The organism is Streptomyces rishiriensis (assembly GCF_003112535.1).
Taxonomy (GTDB): Bacteria; Actinomycetota; Actinomycetes; order Streptomycetales; family Streptomycetaceae; genus Streptomyces; species Streptomyces rishiriensis.
On record NZ_BEWA01000005.1, the window covers coordinates 200,262 to 223,116 of the forward strand.

Consider the following 22,855-nt stretch of genomic DNA (forward strand, 5'->3'; position numbering starts at 1 on the left):
TTCGATCGGTAGCCGGAACCGGGGGGACCCTATCCCAGGCCCGGCCCACGGTGAACTGCGGGGGTTCGACCCCGCCGCGCGCGACGACGGCGATCGGTGATTGGCTGGTACCGGTTCGTCAGCCAGTCCATGCACGGGAAGGCCCCAGACATGAGCAACCCCCAGGCACTCGAATACAAGGTCGTCACGTTCCGCGAATCACTGGTCGGAGACGCGCTCGACAGCGACAAGCTGGAGAAGGTTCTGAACAAGCACGCCGAGGACGGCTGGGCCCTCAAAGCCATCACCTCCGCCGACGTCAAGGGCCGTATCGGGCCCGGCGCGGTCGAGGGCCTGCTCATCACCCTGGAGCGTCCGCGCCGCTGACGGCCCCGGCTCCCCCGGCCGCGACCGTCAGGCGCTGCCGTCAGGCGCAGGATGGGCTCCTGGCTCATCCCAGGAAGCTCAGCCGGACCTGGCGGTCGGGGTTGTCCTTGTTGGTGTCCACCAGACAGACCGACTGCCACGTTCCCAGTTCCAGCCTCCCGTCCACGACGGGCAGGGTCGCGTGGGGCGGGACGAACGCCGGGAGGACGTGGTCACGGCCGTGACCGGGGCTGCCGTGCCGGTGCTGCCAGCGGTCGTCCGCGGGCAGGAGCGTGTGCAGCGCGGCGAGCAGGTCGTCGTCGCTGCCCGCGCCCGTCTCGATGATCGCGATGCCGGCCGTGGCGTGCGGGACGAAGACGTTCAGGAGGCCGTCGCGGCCGCCGGCCACGTCGCGCAGGAACGTCTCGCATTCGCCGGTGAGGTCGACGACCCGCTCCCGGGACCCGGAGGCGACGGACAGAACTCGAGTGGTGAACGCATCTGACATGCCACCATCCTGACCCATATGCCGGGTTCCACACCCGCTCGGCCCGTCGGACGAGCCGATCGGCGCGGAGCCGACGGCTGTAGAGGCGGCCGGAGCCGGCGGCCGTAGAGGCGGCCGGAGCCGTCGCCCTCCTCGTCGGACGAGTTCACCACCTCGTGGGGTCGGGCTCGGGAAGATCCACGCCCCTCGCGGCGTTGGTGGGAGCGTGAACAGCGTGCGTGAGGTCGAGGTGGTCGTCATAGGCGCCGGTCAGGCGGGTCTGGCGGGCGCCTATCACCTGCGGCGCACCGGTTTCGAGCCGGAGCGCGACTTCGTGGTGCTCGACCGTGCGGCCGCCCCGGGCGGCGCCTGGCAGTTCCGCTGGCCCTCGTTGACGTACGGCAAGGTCCACGGGATGCACGCGCTGCCCGGGATGGAGCTGACGGACGCGGATCCCGCCCGGCCGTCGTCCGAGGTCATCGGCGAGTACTTCGCCGCCTACGAGCGCAGGTTCGATCTGCGCGTGCGGCGGCCGGTCGAGGTGCGGGCCGTCCGGGAAGGCCCCGGCGGCCGCCTGCTGGTGGAGACCTCCGACGGCACGTGGTCCGCGAGGGCCCTGATCAACGCGACCGGCACCTGGGGCCGGCCGTTCTGGCCGCGCTATCCCGGCCAGGAGACCTTCCGCGGACGACAGCTGCACACCGCCCAGTACCCGGGGCCCGAGGCGTTCGCCGGACTGCGGGTGATCGTGGTGGGCGGCGGTGCGTCCGGCACCCAGCATCTGCTGGAGATCGCGCCCTACGCGGCCGGCACCACCTGGGTCACCCGCCGGCCTCCCGTCTTCCGCGAGGGTCCCTTCGACGAGGAGGCGGGGCGCGCCGCGGTCGCGCTCGTGGAGGAACGCGTGCGCCAGGGACTGCCGCCCAGGAGCGTGGTCTCCGTGACCGGTCTGCCGCTCGACGACGCGATCCGCCAGGGACTGGCCGACGGGGTGCTGGACCGGCTGCCCATGTTCGACCGCATCACCCCGGAGGGCGTGGAGTGGAGCGACGGTCGGCGGGTCCCCGCCGACGTCATCCTGTGGGCGACCGGTTTCCGTGCCGCCGTCGACCATCTCGCGCCGCTGCGGCTGCGTGAGCCGGGCGGCGGGATCCGGGTCGAGGGCACGCGCGTGGTCGCCGATCCGCGCATCCACCTGGTCGGCTACGGGCCGTCGGCCAGCACCGTCGGCGCCAACCGGGCCGGACGCGCGGCCGTTCGGGACATCGGGCGGCTGCTCGCGCAGGAGACGGTCGCCGCCTGACGTCCCGCCGCCTCACCCGGCCGCCGCGGACGTGCTCCTGGGGGCCTTCTGGTTGCGGTTGAACTCCGCGACGTTGCGCTGATGCTCCGCGAGGCTCGCCGTGAAGCGCGTGTCGCCCGGCTTGACGGTGACGAAGTACAGCCAGTCGCCCGGGGTGGGGCTGATGACGGCGCGCATCGCCTCCTCGCCGGGGTTGTCGATGGGCGTCGGGGGCAGCCCCATGCGCTCGTAGGAGTTGTAGGGGCTCTGCACGCGGGTGTCGCTCTCCGTCGTCTTCAGCGTGGAGCGGTTCAACGCGTAGTTGATGGTGGAGTCCATCTGCAGGGGCATCCCGCGCTCCAGGCGGTTGAACACGACCCGGGCCACCTTGCCCATGTCCGCCTTGGTGGCGGCCTCGGCCTGGACGAGACTGGCGACGGTGACCGCCTGATACACGTTCATGGCGTTGCGCTGGGCGCCGGCCGCGATCGGCGCGCCGTTGAACCGCTTGTCGGCCGTGTCGACCATGTACGCCAGCAAAGACTGCGGCGTGGCCTTCTTGTCCAGCGGATAGGTCGCCGGGAAGAGGTATCCCTCCGGGTTGCCCTTGGCGTCGTTCGGCAGCTTCAGGCCGGCCGTCGGCATCGCCTTCCTGGTGGTGCCCGACGGCAGGGCGAGCGCCTTGTCGATCGCCTCGTAGACCTGGCTCGCGCGCCAGCCCTCGGGGACGACCAGGGTCTTCGGCTTCGGCTCCTCCTTGGCGTTCTCCAGGATCAGCAGCGGCACCGCCACGGCGGCGCCGGCCACGACGGCTCCGGTCGCGACGAGGACGAGACGGCCCCGACGCGTCAGTCGAATCGTGCTCCGAGGCGGAGTGTTCATCTGCATGCGGGCACGGTAACCCTCATATCGTCACAAACCCGGCATAACTTGCCATACTGTCATCTTGTCGGCTCCAGTCGGGCGTCCCGCCGCACCAGGGCCGCGTACCGGCCGTCCTGCCGCAACAGCTCCTCGTGCGTGCCCCGTTCGGCCACGGCGCCGGAGTCGAGGACCACGATCTGGTCGGAGTCCCGAACGGTGGACAGCCGGTGGGCGATCGTGAGGGTCGTGCGGTTCGCCGAGAGTGCGTCGATCGCGTCCTGGACGGCCTGTTCCGTGCGGGTGTCCAGGGCGCTGGTCGCCTCGTCGAGGATGAGCACGGGCGGGTCGCGCAGGATGGTGCGGGCGATGGCCAGGCGCTGCTTCTCGCCGCCCGAGAAGCGGTGGCCTCGTTCGCCGACCACCGTGTCGTACCCGTCGGGCAGCCCGGCGATGTGGTCGTGGATCTGCGCCGCCCGCGCCGCCGCGTACAGCTCCTCGTCGGTGGCGTCCGGCTTGGCGAAGCGCAGGTTGTCGGCGACCGTGGCGTGGAAGAGGTACGTCTCCTGCGAGACGACGCCGACCGCGCGGGCGAGGGTGTCGAAGTCGAGGTCGCGCACATCGACGCCGTCGAGGGTGACCCGGCCGCCCGTCACGTCGTACAGCCGCGGCACCAGGTAGCCCAGCGTGGACTTGCCGGCGCCGGTCGGGCCGACGACCGCGAGACTGCCGCCGGCGGGGACCGTCACGTCGATGCCGTCGAGGACGGCCCTGACCGCCTCTCCGTCCTTGCCGTCGCCCTTGCGGTCGCCCTTGCCGTCGCCGTGGATGCCGTCGGCCTCGCCGCCGTTGTCGTAACGGAAGACGACGTCCTCGAAGCGCACCTCGCCCTTGATCTGGTCGAGGTGGACCGGGTTCTCGCGCTCGGTGATGTCGATGGGGAGGTCGAGGTACTCGAAGATGCGCTGGAAGAGCGCGAGCGAGGTCTGGATCTGCACGCCGGTCGACAGCAGGCTGACGGCAGGGCGGAAGAGCCCCTGTTGCAGCGAGACGAAGGCGACGATCGTGCCGAGGGAGACGTCGGGGCCGCCGAACTGGAGGGCCATGCCGGCCGTCCAGTAGATGACGGCGGGCATGGCCGCCATGACGATCCCGATCACGGCCATGCGCCAGCGTCCGGCCATGCTCGACCGCACCTCGAGGTCGACCAGTTGCTCGGACTCCTCCGAGAAGGCCTGCGTGAGGGAGTCGGCCCGGCCCATGGTGCGGCCGAGCAGGATGCCGCTGACCGACAGCGACTCGGTGACCGTGGCCGCCATCGCGGCCATCTGCTTCTGACGCTGGGTGGTGATCTTCTTGCGTTCGTTGCCGACGCGGCGGCTGATCCACACGAACACCGGCAACAGCAGGAGCGAGACGACCGTCAGCCGCCAGTCCAGGGCGACCATCGCGATGATCGTGGCGACCACGCTGGTGAAGTTGGAGACCAGGGAGGTGGCGGTGGAGGTGACGGTGGCCTGCATGCCGCCGATGTCGTTGGCGATACGGGACTGCACCTCACCGGTGCGCGTGCGCGTGAAGAAGGCGAGGGACATGCGCTGCAGGCGTCCGTAGACGGCCGTCCGCAGGTCGTGCATGACGCGCTGGCCGACCGTCGTGGAGATGAGCGTCTGCAGGACGCCGAAGACGCCGCTGAGCACGGCGCTGAGGATCATGCCCAGGGCGAGCAGGCTCAGCAGGCCGGTGCGCCCCTGCGGGATCGCGACGTCCAGCGTCTCCTTGAGCAGGAACGGGGTGGCCACCGCGACCAGCGACGAGGCGGCGACCAGCAGGCCGACGACCGCGAGCCGGGCACGGTAGGGCTTGAAGAGGGCAAGGATGCGGCGCACCTGACGGGGTTCGTCGGTCGACGCGCCGGGGGCGGGGGTCCACTCGATGTGATCTCGGGGCATGGCTCCTACGGAGGGTGTGACGATGAGGACTGACGGAGCATAGCTCATTGTTACCTATACTCACAATGAACGACGTCCTGATATTGTTCCCTCATGACCACCCCCGATTCCGACAGCCTGCTCGCCGAGCAACTACTGCGCCTCACGCGCAGGGTGCACCGGATCCAGAGGCGCCATCTGCAGCAGAGCGGGCTCGGTGTCACACCGGCACAGGCCCGGCTGCTGCGCACGCTGGCGCATTGCGACGCACCGCCCCGCATGGCCGATCTGGCGGCGCGGCTCGAGGTGGTGCCCAGGGCCGTGACGACCCTGGTCGACGGGCTGGAGGCGAGCGGCATGGCGCGGCGGGTGCCCGACCCCGTCAACCGGCGGGTCATCCGGATCGAGCTCACCGAGGACGGCCGCAAGGCGTTGCGCGAACTGCGCGGCGCTCGCGTGTCGGCCGCCGAGGAGATTCTCGACCCTCTGACGACCCTGGAGCGCGAGGTGCTGAGCGGCTTGCTGGACGCGCTGGTGGGCGGCGAGACGGCGGACCACGAGCCGGGGCGCGGGCGGCAGGGGGACCCGGAACGGCAGGGAGAGCCGGGCCGGGAGCGGGGACGAACCTGCTGAAGGGCGCGCGAACGGGCCGCGCTCGCCCCTCCGCATCCTTGCCGGAGGGGCGAGCGCGGCCCGCCACCTCACAGCGGTCGAGCCGGGTCCCCGCCTGCGGTTCCGATCGCTGCGACGGCCCCTTGGGAACCCTCAGCACCCTCGGATGCCTCGGATCCACCGGACCCCTCGGACCCCTCGGATCCCTCGGATCCCCCGGAACGATGCAGACCCTCGGAGCCCTCGGCCGGACCGGCGGTCGACGGCTCCCGGGAACCCTGAGGCTCGTCCCCGTTCTCCTGCGGGGCAGCGCCGTCCAGAACCCTCCTGGCCTGCTCCAGATCGAGCGCGCCCTCCCAGCGGGAGACGGCGAAGACCGCCACGCAGTTGCCGAGCAGGTTGGTGACGACGCGCATCGAGTCCATGATGCGGTCCACGCCCAGCAGCAGGGCCACGGCGCCTGCGGGGACGGCTCCTAGGGAGGAGGCGGTCGCGGACAGCGCGAGGAAGGCCGAGCCGGGGATGCCGGCCATGCCCTTGCTGGTGAGCATCAGCACCAGGATCACCGTGATCTGCTGACTCAGGCTGAGATCCACGCCCACCGCCTGGGCGATGAACAGGGTGCCGATGGACAGGTAGAGCGAGGCGCCGTCCAGGTTGAAGGAATAGCCCGTCGGCAGCACCAGGCCCACCGCGTCCTCGCGTGCGCCGGCCCTGCGCAGTTTCTGCATCACGCGGGGCATGACGGACTCGGTGGACGCGGTGCCGAGCGCGAGCAGCATCTCCTCGCGGATGTAGCGCAGGAACTTCCACAGGCTCAGCCCGGTGACCATGCGCAGCGCGACGGCGAGCAGCGTGACGAACAGGGCCGCCGCCGCGTAGCACAGGGCGATCAGTTTGCCGTAGGTCTCGATCACGCCGAGGCCGTAGTTGCCGATCAGGACGGCCATCGCGCCGAACACCGCGATCGGCGCCAGCCGCATGACGAACCCGACGACGGCGAAGATGATCTCCTGGGCCTGCTCGACGGCCGGCAGCACCTTCGGCACCTTGGTGTGGCCCAGATGCAGCAGCGCGGCGCCCACCAGGCAGGCCAGGACGAGCACCTGGAGGAGCGAGTTCTCCGCGAAGGCGCCGACGAAACTGGTGGGCAGCGCGTTCACGACGAACTCGGTCGTCGACGGCAGCGAACCGCCGCCCGTCTTCGTGTCGACCGCCGAGGCGTCGAGCGTGGCGGGATCGACGTTCATGCCCGAGCCCGGCTGGACGATGTTGGCGGCCAGCAGCCCGATGACCAGCGCGAAGGTGCTCGCGACCTCGAACCAGACCAGGGCCTTGAGCCCGATCCGGCCGAAGGCCTTCAGGTCGCCGGCCTTGGCGATGCCGACGACGACCACGCAGAACACCAGCGGCGAGATGATCGTCTTGATGAGCCGGGTGAAGCCGTCGCCGAGCGGCTGGAGATCGGTGGCGACGCCGGGCCACAGTTTCCCGACGACCACGCCGAGGACCAGCGCGATGGCGACCTGGGCGAAGAGCGAGGTACGCAGTATGCGTGCGACGCGTCGCGACGGGGACGGGACGGACGGCGGCACGGGCACTCCTAGGGGGACGGCGGCACGGGGCACGGCGGCGTGGAGAAGCCGGGGGAGACTTCTGCGATACGGAAAGCGGTTTCCGTGACGATCACTGTGAAGGCGCCGTTGATCGCGCGCGAAACCGCGGTGTTTCCGTCGCGTAAATCCCGCCCCGAGTGACGCGTCGCACGCCTGGGGGGGGGGGGCTCAGCAGCCGCGGCGGTCCTCGGTCAACACCCCCTGAACGGTGGTCAGTCGTCGGTCGTGGCAGCCGTCGGAGCCGTACAGCCGGTAGCGCTCGCTCGTCGTGCCGACGGCGTGGCGCTGGTCGCGCGGCACGTCGACGGTGTACGCGGCGTCACCGCGGTAGGTGTCGTCGAGCCGCGACCACGCGACGCGTCGCCCCGCGCGGGTCGTCACGACCTCGGCCAGGTCGCCCAGGGTCAGCCGGGTGCGCAGCCGGGCGTCGGCGCCGAGGGTGGTGACGCCGTTCATCGTGTACGTCCGGTGCGTCCGGGTGGTCCGGGCCGGCCCGCGGCCGTCGACGGTGACCGACTCGTCGTCCGTCCATCCGGCGTCCAGGCCGTCCACGGTCTCGCCGTCGCTCCAGCGGTGCGCGGAGGTGTTCGCGACGGCGCGGGTGACGGTCGTCCGCACTCTGCCGTGCGAGGTGTCGAGGTAGCCGGAGACCGTCAGTCGGTGTGCGGCCCTGGTGTCGACCCGGTGCTCCGTGCCGGGTGTGTGGACGCTGGAGTCGGTGAGCCCACCCGCTTCGTGCGTGACGAGTCTCCCGCCGACGACGGCCTTGCCCGGGTCCTGCCAGACGAGGACGTTGACGGGGGTGCTCCAGCCGCTCTGCCCCTGGGGCACGCCGACGACCGACACCTCGACCCGGTGCGGGCGGCCGTCGTTGAGGATCCCGGCGAAGGGGGTCAGGTCGTATTCGATCGGCTTGACGTCGAAGGCGCGGGGCCCCGGGATCACGTACCAGAGGAAGGGATTGGACCAGCCGCCGGTCCAGACCGTCGGGAAGGGGGTGGCGATTCCGGCCAGTCTCCCGTCGACCTCGACCTGCACCTCGCGGTAGGGACCGCCTTCGGCCCGGCAGGAGTAGGGGGCCGTAGCGGGCACGGCCAGATACCAGTACTCCTCGCATCCGCCGCCCGAGCCCGTGGCGTACACCTCGGCCACGAGGCGTTCGCTGTTGCGCGGCGTGGTGAGCGTCGGCCCGTCAGGGCCGTCGGCCAGGGTGAGGACGCGGTCGGGGGCGGCGGCCGCCGGCCCGCCCTCGTAGAACGTGAGGGTCGCCTTCACATCGATCACGCCCGTGTAGGTGTCGTCGACGACGTTGCCGATGAGCATCTCCACGTCCTGGGCGGTACGGAAAGTGTCGCTGTAACGGGTGACGTCCTTCTCGACAGACCACTCGACGCCCTCGGGCGACGGCTCGGGCGTCGAGGTGCGCAGGACCTCCACCCCTCCGACGTGCAGATAGCCGAGCCGGTCGAACTGCCGCCCCTTGACCTTGCCGTCGAGTCGCAGCACCACCTTGCTCCAGCGGTCGCCGCAGCCGTCCGGCGGGAGGTAGGAGCCGCGATACGGCGTGAAGTCGCGGAACTGCGCCTCGGCGAGGGTGACCCGGCACGACGTGGTGTGCGGTGCGGTCACGGCCGGCGCGGCGGTGAGGGGATCGTGCCAGTCGGCGCCGAACTCCGCGGGAGCCTCGGTCGGCGGGGGCGCGACCACGGCCGCTTGGGCCGCTCCGGCCCCGATCAGGGCGCTCGCCAGGAGAGTCGCTCCGGTGAGCATGGACATGATAATCCGACATCTCATGGCCCGTGTTCTACGGGGTGCCGGCAAGTCCCCGCAATGACGCCCGCGTCGCTGCCGTGAGGCCGTGAGGGGGCCTTCAGGCCTTCAGCGCGGCCCTGTCCCCCATGACGACCACGGGATGCCCGTCCGGGTCGAGCATGCGCAGCAGGTCTTCCATCGCCGCCCTGGACACACTGACGCAGGCCGACGTGCCGCTGCCGTGGTCCATGTGCAGCCAGATCCCGCCGCCCCTCTCCTCGCCCTCGGGCCGCGTCGGATCGTCGGGCGGGACGCCCTTGACGCGGTTGTAGTCGATGGCGATGACGTAGTCGAAGTCGTGCCAATGGGACTTCGCCCACCAGCGCGGCGCCGCGAAGGAGGCAGACCTCGTGTACGGCAGCCTGGTCCCGGGGTCGGCGAGCACCCCTCCCGCATCGGTGAGCGAGAACACGCCGACGGGGCTGCGGTTGTCGCCGGCCCGGTGCTCGGCCGTCCAGCCCCTCTTGCCGTTGTGCCCCGGCCAGCTGCGGACGCGCTCCCAGTTCGGACCACGTTTGGCGTAGAGCGCGACGGTGGCCTGCGCGGAGTCCTTTCCGTCGCCGTACACCGCCACGATCTGGCGCGAGGCCAGGGGAATCCGTCGCCGCATCCGGTCGCCGACACCTGGGACACGGGTCGCCGCGGCCGCTCTCGGCGCGTGACCGCCGGTCTGCGCGCCTGCCCCGGCCATGCCTGCGCCTCCGCGCTCCGCGCTTGCTCCGCCGCACGCGGCCAGGGCCGCGAACAGAAGAACGGAGGTCACTGTCGCGGCTCCTGCGCGCCGCCCATCGCCGAGTCCCATGCGGCCATGCTCGCATCACTTTCCGGACTTTTGCGGCAGGTTGCGGACGTCCGGCCGCGTCGGACGGTAGCCGGATCCCGCCGTCGCCATGGAAAACCGGTTGATTCCGACCACTGCGCGACGCGAACCTTGCACGGTTTGCTACCGCACTCCGCGGACCTTCCCGTCCGCGCATTCCCCCTCCCCTCCCCCTCCCCCAATGCGCCTCCTTCTCTGCCACTCCCCCTCGCTCCCCCGCCCGTTCCTCTCCCGCTTCCTCTCCAGCCCCTCCGCCTCCCCTGACTCGAGCCCCTGGGACGTCATGCAGATCCAAGACCTTCCGTACCCCGACCCGGGTGTGCCGGACGCACGCTCGGGCCCCCGCTTCCTGTGGTGGCTGGGCCGCAACCAGCTGGGCGGTCAACTCAAGGCCCTGGCCTGGGGACTGCTGCACTTCGTCGCCGTCTCGGCGCTGCCGTTCTGCGTGGGCTTCGCGATCGAGGCCGTCGTGGACCGCTCCGGCGTCCGACTCGCCCTCACCGGTGTGGCGATGGCCCTGTGCGGCGCCGCCACCGCTCTCGGGGACACCTTCCTGCACCGGGCCGCGGTCACCAACTGGATCACCGCCGCCGCCCGGGTCCAGCAACTGCTCGCCCGTCAGGCCTCGCAGCTCGGCTCCGCGCTGAATCGCCGGGTCGCGGCGGGCGAGGTCGTGGCCGTCTCCACGGGCGACGTCGAGAAGATCGGCTGGTTCGTCGAGGCGGTTTCCCGCTTCACCGCCGCGGCGGTCACCATCCTCCTGGTCTGCGCGGGCCTGGTCGTGTACCAGCCCGCGCTCGGCGTCGTGGTCGCGGTGGGTCTGCCCGTCCTCGCGCTCGCGGTGCTGCCTCTGCTGCCGCGGGCCACCCGCCGGGCCGACTTCCAGCGCGAAAAGGCCGGACGCGCCACCGAACTCGCCTCGGACACCGTGGCGGGCCTGCGGGTGCTGCGCGGGATCGGCGGCGAGGAACTCTTCCTCGACCGTTACCGCAGCGCCTCGCAGGAAGTGCGGCACGCGGCGGTGCGCAGCGCCCGCATGTGGTCCCTGATCAGCGCCATCCAGGTGCTCCTGCCGGGCCTGCTGCTGATCGCCGTGGTCTGGTACGGCGTCCGTCTGGCCCGCGAAGGGCGCATCACGGTGGGCGAACTGGTCACGGTCTACAGCTCCGTGATGGTTCTGACCTATCCCCTCAGGCACTTCGAGGAGATCGCGATGGCCTACTCCTTCTCCCGCCCGTCGGCAAAACGTGCCGCAGCCGTGCTGTCCCTGGAACGGGTGACCGACGTCGGCGGGTCGCGCGCGGCCGAAGCACCGTCGGGCGACCTGTACGATCCCGCCACCGGTCTGCTCGCCCCGGCCGCCCGGTTCACCGCGGTGGTGTGCGGCGACCCCGACGCGGCCGGGCGACTGGCCGAACGGCTCGGCGGCCACCCCACGGAGGACGGCCCCTCGGTCCTGCTCGGCGGCGTCCCCCTGGACGAACTGCCGCTGGACTGCGCGCGCACGGCCGTCCTCGTCCAGGACAAGGACCCCGTGCTGCTGTCCGGCGCCCTGCGCGACCTGCTCGACGTGCCCGCCTCGGGGAAGGTCGACGCGGCTGCGGCGCTGACCGCCGCCCAGTGCGAGGACGTCCTGGAAGCGCTCGTGCAGGGGTCGTTGGACGCCGTCGACCCGATGGACGCCCGCATCACCGAACGCGGCCGGTCCCTCTCCGGGGGCCAGCGGCAGCGGCTCGCACTGGCCCGCTCCCTGTACACCGACCCCGAGGTCCTCGTCCTGGACGAGCCCACCTCGGCCGTCGACTCCCACACCGAGGCCCGGATCGCCGAGGGACTGCGCGAGCTGAGGGCGGGGCGCACGACGGTCGTGTTCACCTCGTCCCCCCTGCTGCTCGACCGGGCCGACCGGGTCGTGCTCGTGTACGAGGGCGCGGCCGTCGCGGCCGGCGTGCACCGCGAACTGCTGCACAGCGAACCCCGGTACCGGGCCGTGGTGACCCGGGAGACCGAGGACGAGAGCGCCTTGGGCGCTGCCCTCCAGGTCGAGGGGACCTCGCTGAGCGGTGTGCTGAAGGACCTGGAGAACAACGAACTCGAACACATCGAGGACGACATGGCAGCCACCGAGCCCGGCTTCGCAGGGCCCGAATCCGGCGTCGCACGCACCGAGCACCAAGAGATCCGCGAAGAGATCCGCGAAGAGATCGAGGAGAGGGCATGATCGGCGTGGCGCCACCCGCGTACGACCCGGCGGCACCGAGGACGGCGAACACTCTGCCCGTCGGAGCCCCCGCGACCGTGCGCGCCTACGTGGCCGAACTTCTGCGCCGGCACCGCCGCGCCTTCCTCCTGCTCCTCCTCGTCAACACGGTCGCCACGATCGCGTCGATGGTCGGGCCCTGGTTGCTGGGCGACCTCGTGGAGCGGTTGTCGGACGGAGCTCGCGAACTCCATCTGGGGCTCACCGGCGCGCTGTTCGTGCTCGCCCTGGTCGTCCAGGCCGCCTTCGTGCGCCAGGTGAGGCTGCGCGGTGCGATGCTCGGCGAACGGATGCTCGCCGACCTGCGGGAGGACTTCCTCGTCCGGTCGGTTCGCCTGCCGCCCGGCGTGCTGGAGCGGGCCGGCACGGGCGACCTGCTCTCCCGGATCACCACGGACGTCGACCGGCTGGCCAACGCCATGCGCGAGGCCGTGCCCCAGCTGACCATCGGCGTGATGTGGGCCCTGCTGCTGCTCGGCGGACTGGTCGTCACGGCGCCGCCGCTCGCGCCGGCCGTGCTGATCGCGGCGCCGTTGCTGGTCGTCGGATGCCGCTGGTACTTCAAGCGGGCGCCGGCCGGCTACCGCTCCGAGGCAGCCGGCTACGCGGCCGTGGCGGCCGCCCTCGCCGAGACCGTCGACGCCGGCCGTACCGTGGAGGCGCACCGCCTGGGCGGCCGCCGCATCGCGCTCTCGGAGGAGCGCATCCAGCAGTGGACGGCCTGGGAGCGCTACACCCTGTGGCTGCGGTCCGTCCTCTTCCCGGTGATCAACCTCGTGCATGTGACGGTGCTCGGCTCGGTCCTCATGCTCGGCGGTGCGTTCGTGCTGCACGGCTGGATCGGCGTCGGCCAGCTGACGACGGCGGCGCTGCTCGCGCAGATGCTCGTCGACCCCGTGAACCTCGTGCTGCGCTGGTACGACGAGTTGCAGGTCGCCCAGGTGTCGCTGGCCCGGCTGGTCGGTGTACGGGACATCGAGCCGGACGCAGGGGACTCCGGGCTGGCTCCGGACGGACGCGACGTGCTCGCCGACCAGGTCCACTTCGGCTACCGCGAGGGCGTCGACGTGCTGCGCAAGGTCTCCCTGGAGGTCTCCCCGGGCACCCGGCTGGCCCTGGTCGGCCCTTCGGGCGCGGGCAAGTCCACCCTGGGTCGGCTGCTCGCCGGGATCTACGCGCCCCGCGACGGCCGGATCACCCTCGGCGGCGCGGAGCTCTCGCGGATGACCGCCGAACGCGTCCGCTCCCATGTGGCCCTCGTCAACCAGGAGCATCACGTCTTCGTGGGCTCCCTGCGCGACAACCTCCGGCTCGCCCTCCCCCACTCCCGGCTCCACCCGAGCGAGGAGACCTCGAGGGCTGCGGAGGACGCCGAGCTGTGGGCCGCCCTGGGCGCGGTCGACGCCGACGGATGGACACGGGCCCTGGACGACGGCCTCGACACCGAGGTCGGCTCCGGCGGCGTCCCGCTCACCCCGGCCCAGGCCCAGCAGATCGCGCTGGCCCGTCTGGTGCTGGCCGACCCGCACACGCTGGTCCTGGACGAGGCGACCTCGCTGCTCGACCCCCGTGCCGCCCGCCATCTGGAACGGTCCCTGGCCCGTGTCCTGGACGGCCGCACGGTCGTCGCCATCGCCCACCGGCTGCACACCGCCCATGACGCGGACGTGATCGCCGTCGTCGAGAACGGCCGCATCAGCGAGCTGGGCAGCCACGCCGAGCTGGTCGCGGCGGACGGAGCGTACGCGGCGCTCTGGCGGTCGTGGCACGGTTGAGCGGCACTGCGGCAGGCGCAGCCCACGTCGAACGCTGAGGCTGACACGAGGGGTGCGGGTGCGGGTGCCGGTATTCGCGTCGTTGTCGGCCGGGGCGTCCGCGCCGGAGCGGGTGGCCGTGGCCGATCCGGTACCGGGCGCAGGCTCCGTACCAAGGGCAGGCCCCGGCCCCGGCCCCAGGTCGACGCAGTGCGCGATCAGGGCGCCGGGGAGCAGTGGCGGCGCCTCGTCCGAGGCCACCGGGGCCCGCCCTCGCGCGGCCTCTGGCGTTGCGCAGTACCGAAGCAGGGTGGAACGCTGGATAACGGCACCCGCGCGGGAGACCGTCGGAATCCATCCGGCCCACGCCGCGCCCTGCCGGCTCTCCGTACGGCGGCACCCGACCGCCGACCGCGGTGGGAACCGGCCTGTCACCCCCTGGAGGTAGCCGTGAACAGCGCCGACGGATGGGGAGACGACGTCTATCAGCCCGACGCCTCCGACATCCAGGAGGATTCGGGGCTGCTCGACGGGGAGGACACGCTGGAGAACGACGGCGTCGAGGACCCCCTCGACCGCGGCTGGTCCCCGCCGGACCGCCCCTGGGCCGTGGAGCACGTCGGTGTGACCGCCGCGGAGCGCCGGCAGGGGGAGAGCCTGGACCAGCGCCTCGCGGAGGAGCTGCCGGACCCCGAGGCGCCCGACGGTGACGGCCTCGGTGACTGCGACGGCACGGACGGGGAACTCCTCGACAACGAGGTCGGCGCCATGCGCTCCGGACGGCTCGTGGCGCCCGACGAGGGAGTCCACGAGGACGAGGAGAGCGCGCTGATCGCCACGGACGTCGGCATCGACGGCGCGGCCTCCTCCGCGGAGGAGGCCGCGATGCACATCGTCGACGAGGACGCCCTGTCCGGTTGAACCGCCCGAGGAGCATTCATGCAGCAGGACAAGCAGCCCGACTACCACGAGGTGGTCTTCCGTGACCGCGCCGCCGGTTTCGCCTTCCTGACCCGGTCCACGGCGGTCAGCGATCAGACCATCGAGTGGGACGACGGCGAGACCTACCCGGTCGTGGACGTGGAGATCTCCTCGGAGAGCCACCCCTTCTACACGGGCAAGGCGCGCACGGTGGACTCGGAGGGCCGTGTCGCCCGCTTCGAGCGGCGCTACGGCGACGGCGGCGCGATGACCTGAGCCGGCCGTCAGATGTAGTTGAGGGCGGCTGCCCCGCCCACTCCGCCGAGCAGCATGAACACGGGCATGAGCACCTTCAGCTCGACCCAGCTGCCCGCCCGGAACCGCATCGCCTTGGGCGGACCGATCGGGTACCAGCGCTTGCGCCCGATCGGGATGGGCCACAGGACCGGGCAGCCGGAGACGGTCAGGGCGTCGCCGATGTCGTGCACCAGAGCACCCAGCACGATGGGCAGACCCAGCCACAGGTACTCCTGACCGGGCTGGGTGAACAGCCAGTCCGAGCCGTTGCCGGGCTTGTCCAGGACGCCCGCCAGGATCCACGCGCTGGTCGCGGCGAGCAACCACACCAGCACGTCGCTGCTGGAGCCCCGGGCCGCCCGCCACAGCAGTCCCTCGATCGCGAGCACCATGTGCACGAACAGGATCGCCAGCACGGCCCAGCGGCCGCCGGTGATCGCCAGCGCCGAGGACCCCGCGCCGATCATGACGGCCCACAGCCAGGTGTGCGTGAGCGTGCGGTGGCCGCCGGAGCGGCGCGGGTCGCCCTGCTTCCTCGTGGCCTTGTAGACGGCGTAGGAGAGCTTGTCGACGATCTCGCACAGCCAGCGGGAGAGGGGGCCGAAGGCCCGGGAGATGGTGGCGGCCTTGTGGTCGAGATCCGGGGCGAGCGCGGCGCCGGCGCAGATCAGCGCGCCGGCGAGCAGGACCGGCCAGGGCATCGTGTGCCCTGCGGCGGCGGCGGCCGCACCGACGCCGAGCCAGGCGGCGGCCCCCGACAGTGAGTGTGCTGGTCCCATCATGGCCGTTGCCCGCCCCATTCCTCGTGTGCCGCTGTCCAGTTGACCGGGTGCGATGACGCTCCGTCGGCGACACAGCGTAGCCGCCGTGATCTTCGGGTCGGCAGCCGATTCCCCCCTCAGGGGTGACGGCAGGCAAGATGGGGTCGTGACCCTCATCGATCAGCTGCCGCCGACCGCAGATCCCGACGCCCTGTACGAAGCCTTCGAGTCCTGGGCGCAGGAGCGCGGTCTGACGCTCTACCCTCACCAGGAGGAGGCGCTGATCGAGGTCGTCTCCGGAGCGAACGTGATCGTGTCGACGCCCACGGGGTCCGGGAAGAGCATGATCGCTGCGGCCGCGCACTTCGCGGCCCTCGCCCGGGACGAGGTCACCTTCTACACGGCGCCGATCAAGGCGCTGGTGTCGGAGAAGTTCTTCGAGCTGTGCAAGATCTTCGGCACGGAGAACGTCGGCATGCTGACCGGTGACGCGTCGGTGAACTCCGACGCCCCGGTGATCTGCTGCACCGCCGAGGTGCTCGCCTCGATCGCGCTGCGCGACGGCAGGAACGCGGACGTCGGCCAGGTCGTCATGGACGAGTTCCACTTCTACGCGGAGGGCGACCGCGGCTGGGCGTGGCAGATCCCGATCCTGGAGCTTCCGCAGGCCCAGTTCGTGCTCATGTCGGCGACGCTCGGCGACGTGTCCTTCTTCGAGAAGGATCTCGCCCGGCGCACCGGCAGGCCCACGGCGGTGGTCCGCTCGGCGACCCGTCCCGTGCCGCTGTCGTACGAGTACCGGTACACGCCGATGACGGAGACGCTCACGGACCTGCTGGACACCCGGCAGGCGCCCGTGTACATCGTGCACTTCACGCAGGCGCAGGCGGTGGAGCGGGCGCAGGCGCTGATGAGCATCAACATGTGCTCGCGCGAGGAGAAGGAGCGGATCGCCGCACTGATCGGCAACTTCCGCTTCACCACGAAGTTCGGCCAGAACCTCTCGCGCTACGTGCGGCACGGCATCGGAGTCCACCACGCCGGCATGCTGCCGAAGTACCGGCGCCTGGTGGAGAAGCTGGCCCAGGCCGGTCTGTTGAAGGTGATCTGCGGTACGGACACGCTCGGCGTCGGCGTGAACGTGCCCATCCGCACGGTGCTGTTCACGGCGCTGACCAAGTACGACGGCAACCGGGTGCGCACGCTGCGGGCGCGTGAGTTCCACCAGATCGCGGGTCGGGCGGGCCGGGCCGGCTTCGACACCGCGGGCCTGGTGGTCGCGCAGGCTCCCGAGCACGTCATCGAGAACGAGAAGGCCCTCGGCAAGGCGGGCGACGACCCGAAGAAGCGTCGCAAGGTGGTACGCAAGAAGGCGCCCGAAGGGTTCGTGGGCTGGACGGAGAACACCTTCGACAAGCTCATCGACTCCGACCCGGAGCCTCTGACGTCGCGCTTCCGCGTCACTCACACGATGCTGCTGTCGGTGATCGCCCGGCCCGGAAACGCCTTCAAGGCCATGCGGCACCTGCTGGAGGACAACCACGAGCCGCGCAAGCAACAGCTGCGGCACATCCGGCGCGCGATCGCGATCTACCGCTCGCTGCTGGACGGCGGCGTCGTGGAGAAGCTCGACGAGCCGGACGCCAGCGGCCGGATCGTCCGTCTCACCGTCGACCTGCAGCAGGACTTCGCGCTGAACCAGCCGCTGTCCACGTTCGCGCTGGCCGCGTTCGAACTGCTGGACCCGGAGTCGCCCTCCTACGCGCTCGACATGGTCTCCATCGTGGAGTCCACGCTGGACGACCCGCGCCAGATCCTGGCCGCGCAGCAGAACAAGGCGCGCGGCGAGGCGGTGGCCGCGATGAAGGCGGACGGCGTCGAGTACGAGGAGCGCATGGAGCGCCTCCAGGATGTCTCGTACCCGAAGCCCCTGGAGGAGTTGCTCTTCCACGCGTACGACACGTACCGCAAGAGCCACCCGTGGGTCGGCGACCATCCGTTGTCGCCGAAGTCCGTCATCCGTGACATGTACGAGCGGGCGATGTCGTTCACCGAGCTGGTCTCGCACTACGAGCTGGCCCGCACCGAGGGCATCGTGCTGCGGTACCTGGCCGGCGCGTACAAGGCGCTCGACCACACCGTCCCCGACGACCTCAAGTCCGAGGATCTGCAGGACCTGATCGAGTGGCTGGGCGAGATGGTGCGCCAGGTCGACTCCAGTCTGCTGGACGAGTGGGAGCAGCTCGCCAACCCGGAGGAGATGACCGCGGAGGAGGCCCAGGAGAAGGCCGACGAGGTCAAGCCGGTCACCGCCAACGCCCGCGCCTTCCGGGTCCTGGTCCGCAACGCGATGTTCCGCAGGGTCGAGCTGGCCGCCCTCGACCGTGTCGACGAACTCGGCGAGCTGGACGGCGAGTCCGGGTGGGACGCCGACGCGTGGGGCGAGGCGATGGACAGATACTGGGACGAGTACGACGACCTCGGCACCGGTCCCGATGCCCGGGGGCCGAAGCTGCTCGTCATCCAGGAGGAGCCGCAGAACGCCCTGTGGCGGGTCCGCCAGATCTTCGACGACCCGAACGACGACCACGACTGGGGCATCAGCGCGGAGGTCGACCTCACGGCGTCCGACGCCGAGGGCCGCGCGGTCGTGCGTGTCACCTCCGTCGGCCAGTTGTGAGGTCAGGGAAGGGTCCGGCCGCACTGACCGGATCAGGCGCAACGGACGCGCCAGACGCAACAGACACCGCCACAAGCACGGGACAAGGCACAGAAGAGGGCACAGGAGAAACGCACCGATGACGAATCCGGCCGAGAGGCTCGTCGACCTGCTCGACCTGGAGCAGATCGAGGTCAACATCTTCCGGGGCCGCAGCCCGCACGAGTCGCTGCAGCGGGTCTTCGGCGGCCAGGTGGCGGGCCAGGCGCTGGTCGCGGCCGGCCGGACCACCGACGGCGACCGGCCCGTGCACTCGCTGCACGCGTACTTCCTGCGCCCGGGCAGGCCGGGCGTACCGATCGTGTACCAGGTCGAACGGGTGCGGGACGGCCGGTCGTTCACGACCCGCCGGGTCACCGCCGTGCAGCAGGGGCGCACGATCTTCAATCTCACCGCCTCCTTTCACAAGCCTGAGGAAGGTCCTTTCGAGCACCAGCTGCCGCCGGCCCGGGACGTCCCGGACCCGGAATCCCTGCCGACGGTGACGGAGGAGGTCCGGGCGCATCTGGGCGCACTCCCCGAGCAGCTCGAGCGCATGGCTCGCCGCCAGCCCTTCGACATCCGGTACGCGGATCCGCTGCGCTGGAGCGCCGAGGACCTCAAGGGAGCCGAGCCGCGCAGCGCGGTGTGGATGCGTGCGGTAGGGCCGCTGGGCGACGACCCGCTCGTCCACACCTGCGCGCTCACGTATGCCAGTGACATGACTCTGCTGGACGCCGTCCGACTGCCGGTCGAGCCCTTGTGGGGGCCGCGCAACTTCGACATGGCGTCGCTGGACCACGCCATGTGGTTCCATCGGCCGTTCCGCGCGGACGAGTGGTTCCTGTACGACCAGGAGTCGCCGATCGCCACCGGCGGACGTGGACTGGCCCGGGGGCGTATCTACGACCTGGAGGGGCGCCTGTTGGTGTCGGTCGTCCAGGAGGGGCTGTTCCGGGCGCTGTAGGCACCGTTGTTCCGAGCCACTGTGGTCGCGCCGCCTCCGCTGGGGAGCGCTGTGGGGCACTGTGAGTCGCTGTGGGTCACGCGCCGCGACGGCGCAGCCGGTTCAGCAGCCCTCGCGCGGGTCGGTCAGGGTCGGGCTCCCCGGGCGCGCTCCGCCGCTCCGGTGGTCGTGGCGGGGCCTGTTTCGGGGCGGGGCGTGGTGCGGGCTGGTCGGCGCGCGCCTCGTCCAAGGTGCGTCGCAGGTCCGACCGCAGCCAGTCGATCTCGTCGGGATCCGCCGCGGTCGTGATCTTCTCTACGAGGTGTGCGGCAGGTGTGCCTGGCGCACAGTGGGCCGGCGGCGCGGGCCGGAAACGGTTCAGGTGGGAACGCTCGTACGGGTCCTTGACGATCTCCGCGACCTGGAGGGGGTCGAGGAACCCGGCCAGGGCTCCGGCGTGCTGCCAGGGGTCCTCCGCCTGACGGAGCAGGAAGCCGAGATGGCGTCCGCGCCAGTTCCGGGGGCGCAGGTCGACACCGGCGGCCAGTTGGCTCCGCAACACCTCGGGTGTGCGGCCGGTGAGCAGGAAGGCGTTGGTCCGGTCCGCGGCGAACTGGCGCAGCTCTTCGGCGAGATACAGCCAGACGACGACCCTGTAGCGGTTGAGGTAGAACCTCACGGGCACCACGAGTCCCAGGCGAGCGAGACGGGTGAAGCGAGCCGGCGGCACGTCGACGAGGGCGGCGCCCTCGGCGGTCCCGACGGCCCGCACGCTCTCGCGCAGCGAGTCGGGGAAGCCGGGCTGCGCGCGCAGCCGGTCGATCTCGGCGCGGGGCACCCTGCGGGCTCCGGCTGCTACGTCGGGCACGGTCCTGATGCGCCCGAGGTGTACAGCGAGATCGAATTCGGCGCGCTTCACATCCAGTTCGCGTGCGGCGCGGCTCGGTGTGCAGGAAACGGCGTCGGGTGGGGCGATTGCGGTGCGGGACATGGTCGTCTCCCCCGTGGAGTGAAGTGGTCCGGAGCGAGGCCCGCGTCGTCGGCGGTGGCCTCGGAAAAAACCGTAGCCGGAATCGCGGACAGCGTGGCGAGCCTGTGGATAACTTCGAGAGAGGGAGAGAAAGTGCAGTTCAGCGACCCAGTGCACCTTCGGTGCGCGCCGGGGGCGTGGTAAATGCCGTGGCGTGCGCCGAGGTGCTTCCTGTCTGCCCTGACGGGGGCTGATGTCGGTACGGGACGCTGATGAGGTTCGTTCCGGCCGAATCCGACAGCTCTGTGATGCCGGTGAGCTCGCAGGTCAGCGTGGTGCCGAGGGCCGTCCACGGAAACCGTGGAGTGTTGCTGTGAGCACGTGTGTCAGAATTCCTGATCCACCCTGGTCCTCCCGGAACGGCGTACTACTCGGCCGCCTTGCGAGGGAGGGATCGAGACGTGGACGTGCCGCACGAACGCTGCGCCGGTGTGGACATCGGCAAGAAGGACGCCAAGGCGTGTGTCCGCACCCCAAGCGCCAGGCGGCGGGGGTCTTTCACCACCGTGACCACCACCCGGGGGATCGACGACGAACGCGGTGCTCGCCCTGCGCGATCACCTGCTCGCCGCCCAGGTCACCCTGGTCGTGATCGAGGCGACCTCGGACTACTGGAAACCCTTCTACTACCTGCTGGCCGACGAGTTGAACGTGATCCTGGTCAACGCCCGGCAGGTCAAGAACCTGCCCGGCCGCAAGACCGATGTCCCGGCTGCGGCCTGGCCGGCTCAGCTCGGCGCGCACGGCCTGGTCCGCCCCTCGTTCGTGCCGCCGCAGCCCGTGCGCGAGCTGCGGGACCTGACCCGTGCCCGCACCCAGATGACCCGCGAGCGCGGCCAGATCGTCCAGCGGCTGGAGAAGCTGCTGGAAGACACCGGCATCAAACTCGCCGCGGTCGCCTCCGACATCATGGGCGTCTCCGGCCGGGCCATGCTGGAGGCCCTCGTCAACGGCGAACGCGACCCGCAGACGCTCGCGGAGATGGCCAAGCGCAAACTCCGCAACAAGATCCCCGAACTCACCGACGCCCTGACCGGACGCTTCCGCGCCCACCACGCCTTCCTCACCCGACTGCACCTGGACCACTACGACCAGCTCACCGACGCCGTCGGACAGCTCGACCAGCGGATCGAAGAGGCGATGGCCCCCTTTCGTGGCGCCCTCGACCTGCTCGACACCATCCCCGGGATCAACCAGGCGACCGCCGAAGTGATCATCGCGGAGACCGGCGGCGACATGACCCGGTTCACCACAGCCAGGCACCTCGCGTCCTGGGCCGGAGTCTGCCCCGGCCACCACGAGTCCGCCGGCCGCACCAAGAACACCAAGGTCCGCCCCGGCAACCCCTATCTCAACCCGATCGAGGACGCAGCCTGACACCTGCACCTCGGACACCCGGCGACCGCCATGGCCACCGGGCACCCAGACCTGCCCAACGCCACCCTGACCTGCACCTATTTACGCGTCAGAGGTCTGTCAGTGGCGCGCGCTCCGGCTGCCGGGCGTCGACGCTGAGGTGCTCGCCGACCCGGTCGACGAGCAGGGTCATCTCGTAGGCGATCCGGCCCATGTCGGCGTCCGCTCCGCTGAGCACGCACAGACAGCTGCCGGTGCCCGCAGCGGTGACGAACAGCACGGCGTCGTCGAACTCGATCATGGTCTGACGCACTCGACCGGCGCCGAAATGGCGTCCCGAGCCCTTGGCGAGACTGTGCAGCCCGGACGAGACGGCGGCGAGGTGCTCCGCGTCCTCCCGGCGCAGCCCCGAACTCACGCCCGCCACCAGCCCGTCGTTGGACAGGACGAGCGCATGGCGCACCGGGCCCACCCGCTCGGTCAGATCGTCCAACAGCCGGTCCAGGCCCTGGTTCTGCGCCATGTCCCACTCCCCGTGTGACGTCCCCGTGTGATCCTCCGCCTCGCCGGAGCATCTGTTCGCCAGCCTTGCGCAGGACCGGTCGCCGGAGCAAGGAGGATGGCGGCATGGCACAGAAGATGACCGATGAGGAATGGCGGGCGTTCGTCACGCACGGAACCCGCACCGGAAAACTGTCCACCGTGCGGGCCGACGGAAGCCCGCACGTGGCGCCGATCTGGTTCGTGCTCGACGGCGACGACGTGGTGTTCAACACCGGCAAGAACACGGTGAAGGGCCGCAACCTGGCCCGGGACGGCCGGGTCGCCCTGTGCGTGGACGACGACCGGCCGCCGTTCGACTACGTGGTGCTGCAGGGGCGGGCACGGATCTCGGAGGATCTCGACGAGGTCGGGCACTGGGCGGCCCGGATCGGGGCCCGGTACATGGGCGAGGAGCGCGCCGCGGAGTTCGGCGCCCGTAACGGCGTACCGGGCGAGCTCCTCGTCCGCGTCGCGATCACCAAGGTCCTGGCGGAGAAGGGCATCGCTGGCTGACGCAGGCCGT

19 protein-coding genes and 1 pseudogene are annotated in these 22,855 nt (G+C 71.0%); 11 read left to right on the top strand and 9 right to left on the bottom strand.

Annotated features, from left to right (window positions below; translation table 11 throughout):
- Positions 1-150: 150 nt before the first annotated feature.
- The gene (locus tag Sri02f_RS09255) at positions 151-366 is read left to right on the top strand and encodes a DUF4177 domain-containing protein (protein ID WP_109000612.1); all 216 of its coding nucleotides are present in this window, start codon (positions 151-153) and stop codon (positions 364-366) included.
- A 64-nt stretch (positions 367-430) separates the two neighbouring features.
- Here Sri02f_RS09255 and Sri02f_RS09260 read toward each other — a convergent pair whose 3' ends face one another.
- Positions 431-853 carry a secondary thiamine-phosphate synthase enzyme YjbQ gene (locus tag Sri02f_RS09260; RefSeq protein WP_109000613.1) on the bottom strand — a complete coding sequence of 141 codons (423 nt, stop codon included), beginning with the start codon at positions 851-853 and terminating at the stop codon, positions 431-433.
- A 205-nt stretch (positions 854-1,058) separates the two neighbouring features.
- On the opposite strand from Sri02f_RS09260, the gene Sri02f_RS09265 reads away from it, so the two are divergent.
- On the top strand, positions 1,059-2,135 hold the full coding sequence (locus tag Sri02f_RS09265; protein ID WP_109000614.1) for an NAD(P)-binding domain-containing protein: 1,077 nt from the start codon (positions 1,059-1,061) through the stop codon (positions 2,133-2,135).
- 12 nt (positions 2,136-2,147) lie between these two features.
- Here Sri02f_RS09265 and mltG read toward each other — a convergent pair whose 3' ends face one another.
- The gene (mltG, locus tag Sri02f_RS09270) at positions 2,148-3,002 is read right to left on the bottom strand and encodes an endolytic transglycosylase MltG (protein WP_109000615.1); all 855 of its coding nucleotides are present in this window, start codon (positions 3,000-3,002) and stop codon (positions 2,148-2,150) included.
- Between the two features lie 53 nt (positions 3,003-3,055).
- Complete coding sequence (locus Sri02f_RS09275) at positions 3,056-4,927, bottom strand: ABC transporter ATP-binding protein (protein WP_109000616.1); 1,872 nt, start codon at positions 4,925-4,927, stop codon at positions 3,056-3,058.
- Positions 4,928-5,020: 93 nt separating this feature from the next.
- Here Sri02f_RS09275 and Sri02f_RS09280 point away from each other — a divergent pair, with 93 nt between their 5' ends.
- Entirely contained in the window at positions 5,021-5,539 is a 519-nt protein-coding gene (locus Sri02f_RS09280) for a MarR family winged helix-turn-helix transcriptional regulator (protein ID WP_109000617.1), read from the top strand.
- 68 nt (positions 5,540-5,607) lie between these two features.
- On the opposite strand, the gene Sri02f_RS09285 is transcribed toward Sri02f_RS09280, so the two are convergent.
- From Sri02f_RS09285 to Sri02f_RS09295, 3 genes are all read right to left on the bottom strand, one after another.
- The gene (locus Sri02f_RS09285) at positions 5,608-7,113 is read right to left on the bottom strand and encodes a cation:dicarboxylate symporter family transporter (protein WP_245970569.1); all 1,506 of its coding nucleotides are present in this window, start codon (positions 7,111-7,113) and stop codon (positions 5,608-5,610) included.
- A 189-nt stretch (positions 7,114-7,302) separates the two neighbouring features.
- Entirely contained in the window at positions 7,303-8,928 is a 1,626-nt protein-coding gene (locus tag Sri02f_RS09290) for a peptide-N4-asparagine amidase (RefSeq protein ID WP_305793847.1), read from the bottom strand.
- A gap of 76 nt (positions 8,929-9,004) precedes the next feature.
- A complete protein-coding gene (locus tag Sri02f_RS09295; protein ID WP_167467515.1) occupies positions 9,005-9,748 on the bottom strand; it encodes a L,D-transpeptidase family protein in 744 nt (247 codons plus the stop codon).
- Between the two features lie 301 nt (positions 9,749-10,049).
- Here Sri02f_RS09295 and Sri02f_RS09300 point away from each other — a divergent pair, with 301 nt between their 5' ends.
- From Sri02f_RS09300 to Sri02f_RS09315, 4 genes are all read left to right on the top strand, one after another.
- Complete coding sequence (locus tag Sri02f_RS09300) at positions 10,050-11,987, top strand: ABC transporter transmembrane domain-containing protein (RefSeq protein WP_109000619.1); 1,938 nt, start codon at positions 10,050-10,052, stop codon at positions 11,985-11,987.
- On the top strand, positions 11,984-13,801 hold the full coding sequence (locus Sri02f_RS09305) for an ABC transporter ATP-binding protein (protein ID WP_109000620.1): 1,818 nt from the start codon (positions 11,984-11,986) through the stop codon (positions 13,799-13,801). Before Sri02f_RS09300 ends, Sri02f_RS09305 begins: the two co-directional genes overlap by 4 nt.
- 429 nt (positions 13,802-14,230) lie before the next feature.
- Complete coding sequence (locus tag Sri02f_RS09310) at positions 14,231-14,701, top strand: DUF5709 domain-containing protein (RefSeq protein WP_109000621.1); 471 nt, start codon at positions 14,231-14,233, stop codon at positions 14,699-14,701.
- 18 nt (positions 14,702-14,719) lie between these two features.
- A complete protein-coding gene (locus Sri02f_RS09315) occupies positions 14,720-14,977 on the top strand; it encodes a type B 50S ribosomal protein L31 (protein ID WP_109000622.1) in 258 nt (85 codons plus the stop codon).
- An 8-nt stretch (positions 14,978-14,985) separates the two neighbouring features.
- Here the strand turns inward: Sri02f_RS09315 and Sri02f_RS09320 are convergent, their stop codons facing one another.
- A complete protein-coding gene (locus Sri02f_RS09320) occupies positions 14,986-15,780 on the bottom strand; it encodes a metal-dependent hydrolase (RefSeq protein WP_109000623.1) in 795 nt (264 codons plus the stop codon).
- A gap of 145 nt (positions 15,781-15,925) precedes the next feature.
- Here Sri02f_RS09320 and Sri02f_RS09325 point away from each other — a divergent pair, with 145 nt between their 5' ends.
- Together Sri02f_RS09325 and Sri02f_RS09330 are read left to right on the top strand one after the other, a co-directional pair.
- Positions 15,926-18,439 (top strand): DEAD/DEAH box helicase, encoded by a 2,514-nt coding sequence (locus tag Sri02f_RS09325; RefSeq protein WP_109000624.1) that lies wholly within the window; start codon positions 15,926-15,928, stop codon positions 18,437-18,439.
- Between the two features lie 118 nt (positions 18,440-18,557).
- On the top strand, positions 18,558-19,424 hold the full coding sequence (locus Sri02f_RS09330; RefSeq protein ID WP_109000625.1) for an acyl-CoA thioesterase: 867 nt from the start codon (positions 18,558-18,560) through the stop codon (positions 19,422-19,424).
- A 76-nt stretch (positions 19,425-19,500) separates the two neighbouring features.
- On the opposite strand, the gene Sri02f_RS09335 is transcribed toward Sri02f_RS09330, so the two are convergent.
- Positions 19,501-20,394, bottom strand: a complete 894-nt coding sequence (locus Sri02f_RS09335; RefSeq protein WP_109000626.1) for a DUF6397 family protein — start codon at positions 20,392-20,394, stop codon at positions 19,501-19,503.
- A 440-nt stretch (positions 20,395-20,834) separates the two neighbouring features.
- Here Sri02f_RS09335 and Sri02f_RS09340 point away from each other — a divergent pair.
- A pseudogene (locus tag Sri02f_RS09340) lies at positions 20,835-21,786 on the top strand (IS110 family RNA-guided transposase); the annotation flags it as partial.
- Between the two features lie 112 nt (positions 21,787-21,898).
- Here Sri02f_RS09340 and Sri02f_RS09345 read toward each other — a convergent pair.
- Entirely contained in the window at positions 21,899-22,312 is a 414-nt protein-coding gene (locus Sri02f_RS09345) for a roadblock/LC7 domain-containing protein (RefSeq protein WP_109000627.1), read from the bottom strand.
- Between the two features lie 104 nt (positions 22,313-22,416).
- On the opposite strand from Sri02f_RS09345, the gene Sri02f_RS09350 reads away from it, so the two are divergent.
- Positions 22,417-22,845, top strand: coding sequence for a PPOX class F420-dependent oxidoreductase (locus Sri02f_RS09350; RefSeq protein ID WP_109000628.1), 429 nt, complete (start codon positions 22,417-22,419; stop codon positions 22,843-22,845).
- Positions 22,846-22,855 lie beyond the last annotated feature (10 nt).

Bases quoted from the DNA above. Each gene is read 5' to 3' on its own strand.
- Sri02f_RS09335 (WP_109000626.1), bottom strand. From the start codon at position 20,394: ATGTCCCGCACCGCAATCGCCCCACCCGACGCCGTTTCCTGCACACCG.
- Sri02f_RS09280 (WP_109000617.1), top strand. From the start codon at position 5,021: ATGACCACCCCCGATTCCGACAGCCTGCTCGCCGAGCAACTACTGCGC.
- Sri02f_RS09315 (WP_109000622.1), top strand. From the start codon at position 14,720: ATGCAGCAGGACAAGCAGCCCGACTACCACGAGGTGGTCTTCCGTGAC.
- Sri02f_RS09290 (WP_305793847.1), bottom strand. From the start codon at position 8,928: ATGAGATGTCGGATTATCATGTCCATGCTCACCGGAGCGACTCTCCTG.
- Sri02f_RS09320 (WP_109000623.1), bottom strand. From the start codon at position 15,780: ATGATGGGACCAGCACACTCACTGTCGGGGGCCGCCGCCTGGCTCGGC.
- mltG (WP_109000615.1), bottom strand. From the start codon at position 3,002: ATGCAGATGAACACTCCGCCTCGGAGCACGATTCGACTGACGCGTCGG.
- Sri02f_RS09260 (WP_109000613.1), bottom strand. From the start codon at position 853: ATGTCAGATGCGTTCACCACTCGAGTTCTGTCCGTCGCCTCCGGGTCC.
- Sri02f_RS09300 (WP_109000619.1), top strand. From the start codon at position 10,050: ATGCAGATCCAAGACCTTCCGTACCCCGACCCGGGTGTGCCGGACGCA.
- Sri02f_RS09295 (WP_167467515.1), bottom strand. From the start codon at position 9,748: ATGGGACTCGGCGATGGGCGGCGCGCAGGAGCCGCGACAGTGACCTCC.
- Sri02f_RS09275 (WP_109000616.1), bottom strand. From the start codon at position 4,927: ATGCCCCGAGATCACATCGAGTGGACCCCCGCCCCCGGCGCGTCGACC.
- Sri02f_RS09330 (WP_109000625.1), top strand. From the start codon at position 18,558: ATGACGAATCCGGCCGAGAGGCTCGTCGACCTGCTCGACCTGGAGCAG.
- Sri02f_RS09305 (WP_109000620.1), top strand. From the start codon at position 11,984: ATGATCGGCGTGGCGCCACCCGCGTACGACCCGGCGGCACCGAGGACG.
- Sri02f_RS09345 (WP_109000627.1), bottom strand. From the start codon at position 22,312: ATGGCGCAGAACCAGGGCCTGGACCGGCTGTTGGACGATCTGACCGAG.
- Sri02f_RS09350 (WP_109000628.1), top strand. From the start codon at position 22,417: ATGGCACAGAAGATGACCGATGAGGAATGGCGGGCGTTCGTCACGCAC.
- Sri02f_RS09255 (WP_109000612.1), top strand. From the start codon at position 151: ATGAGCAACCCCCAGGCACTCGAATACAAGGTCGTCACGTTCCGCGAA.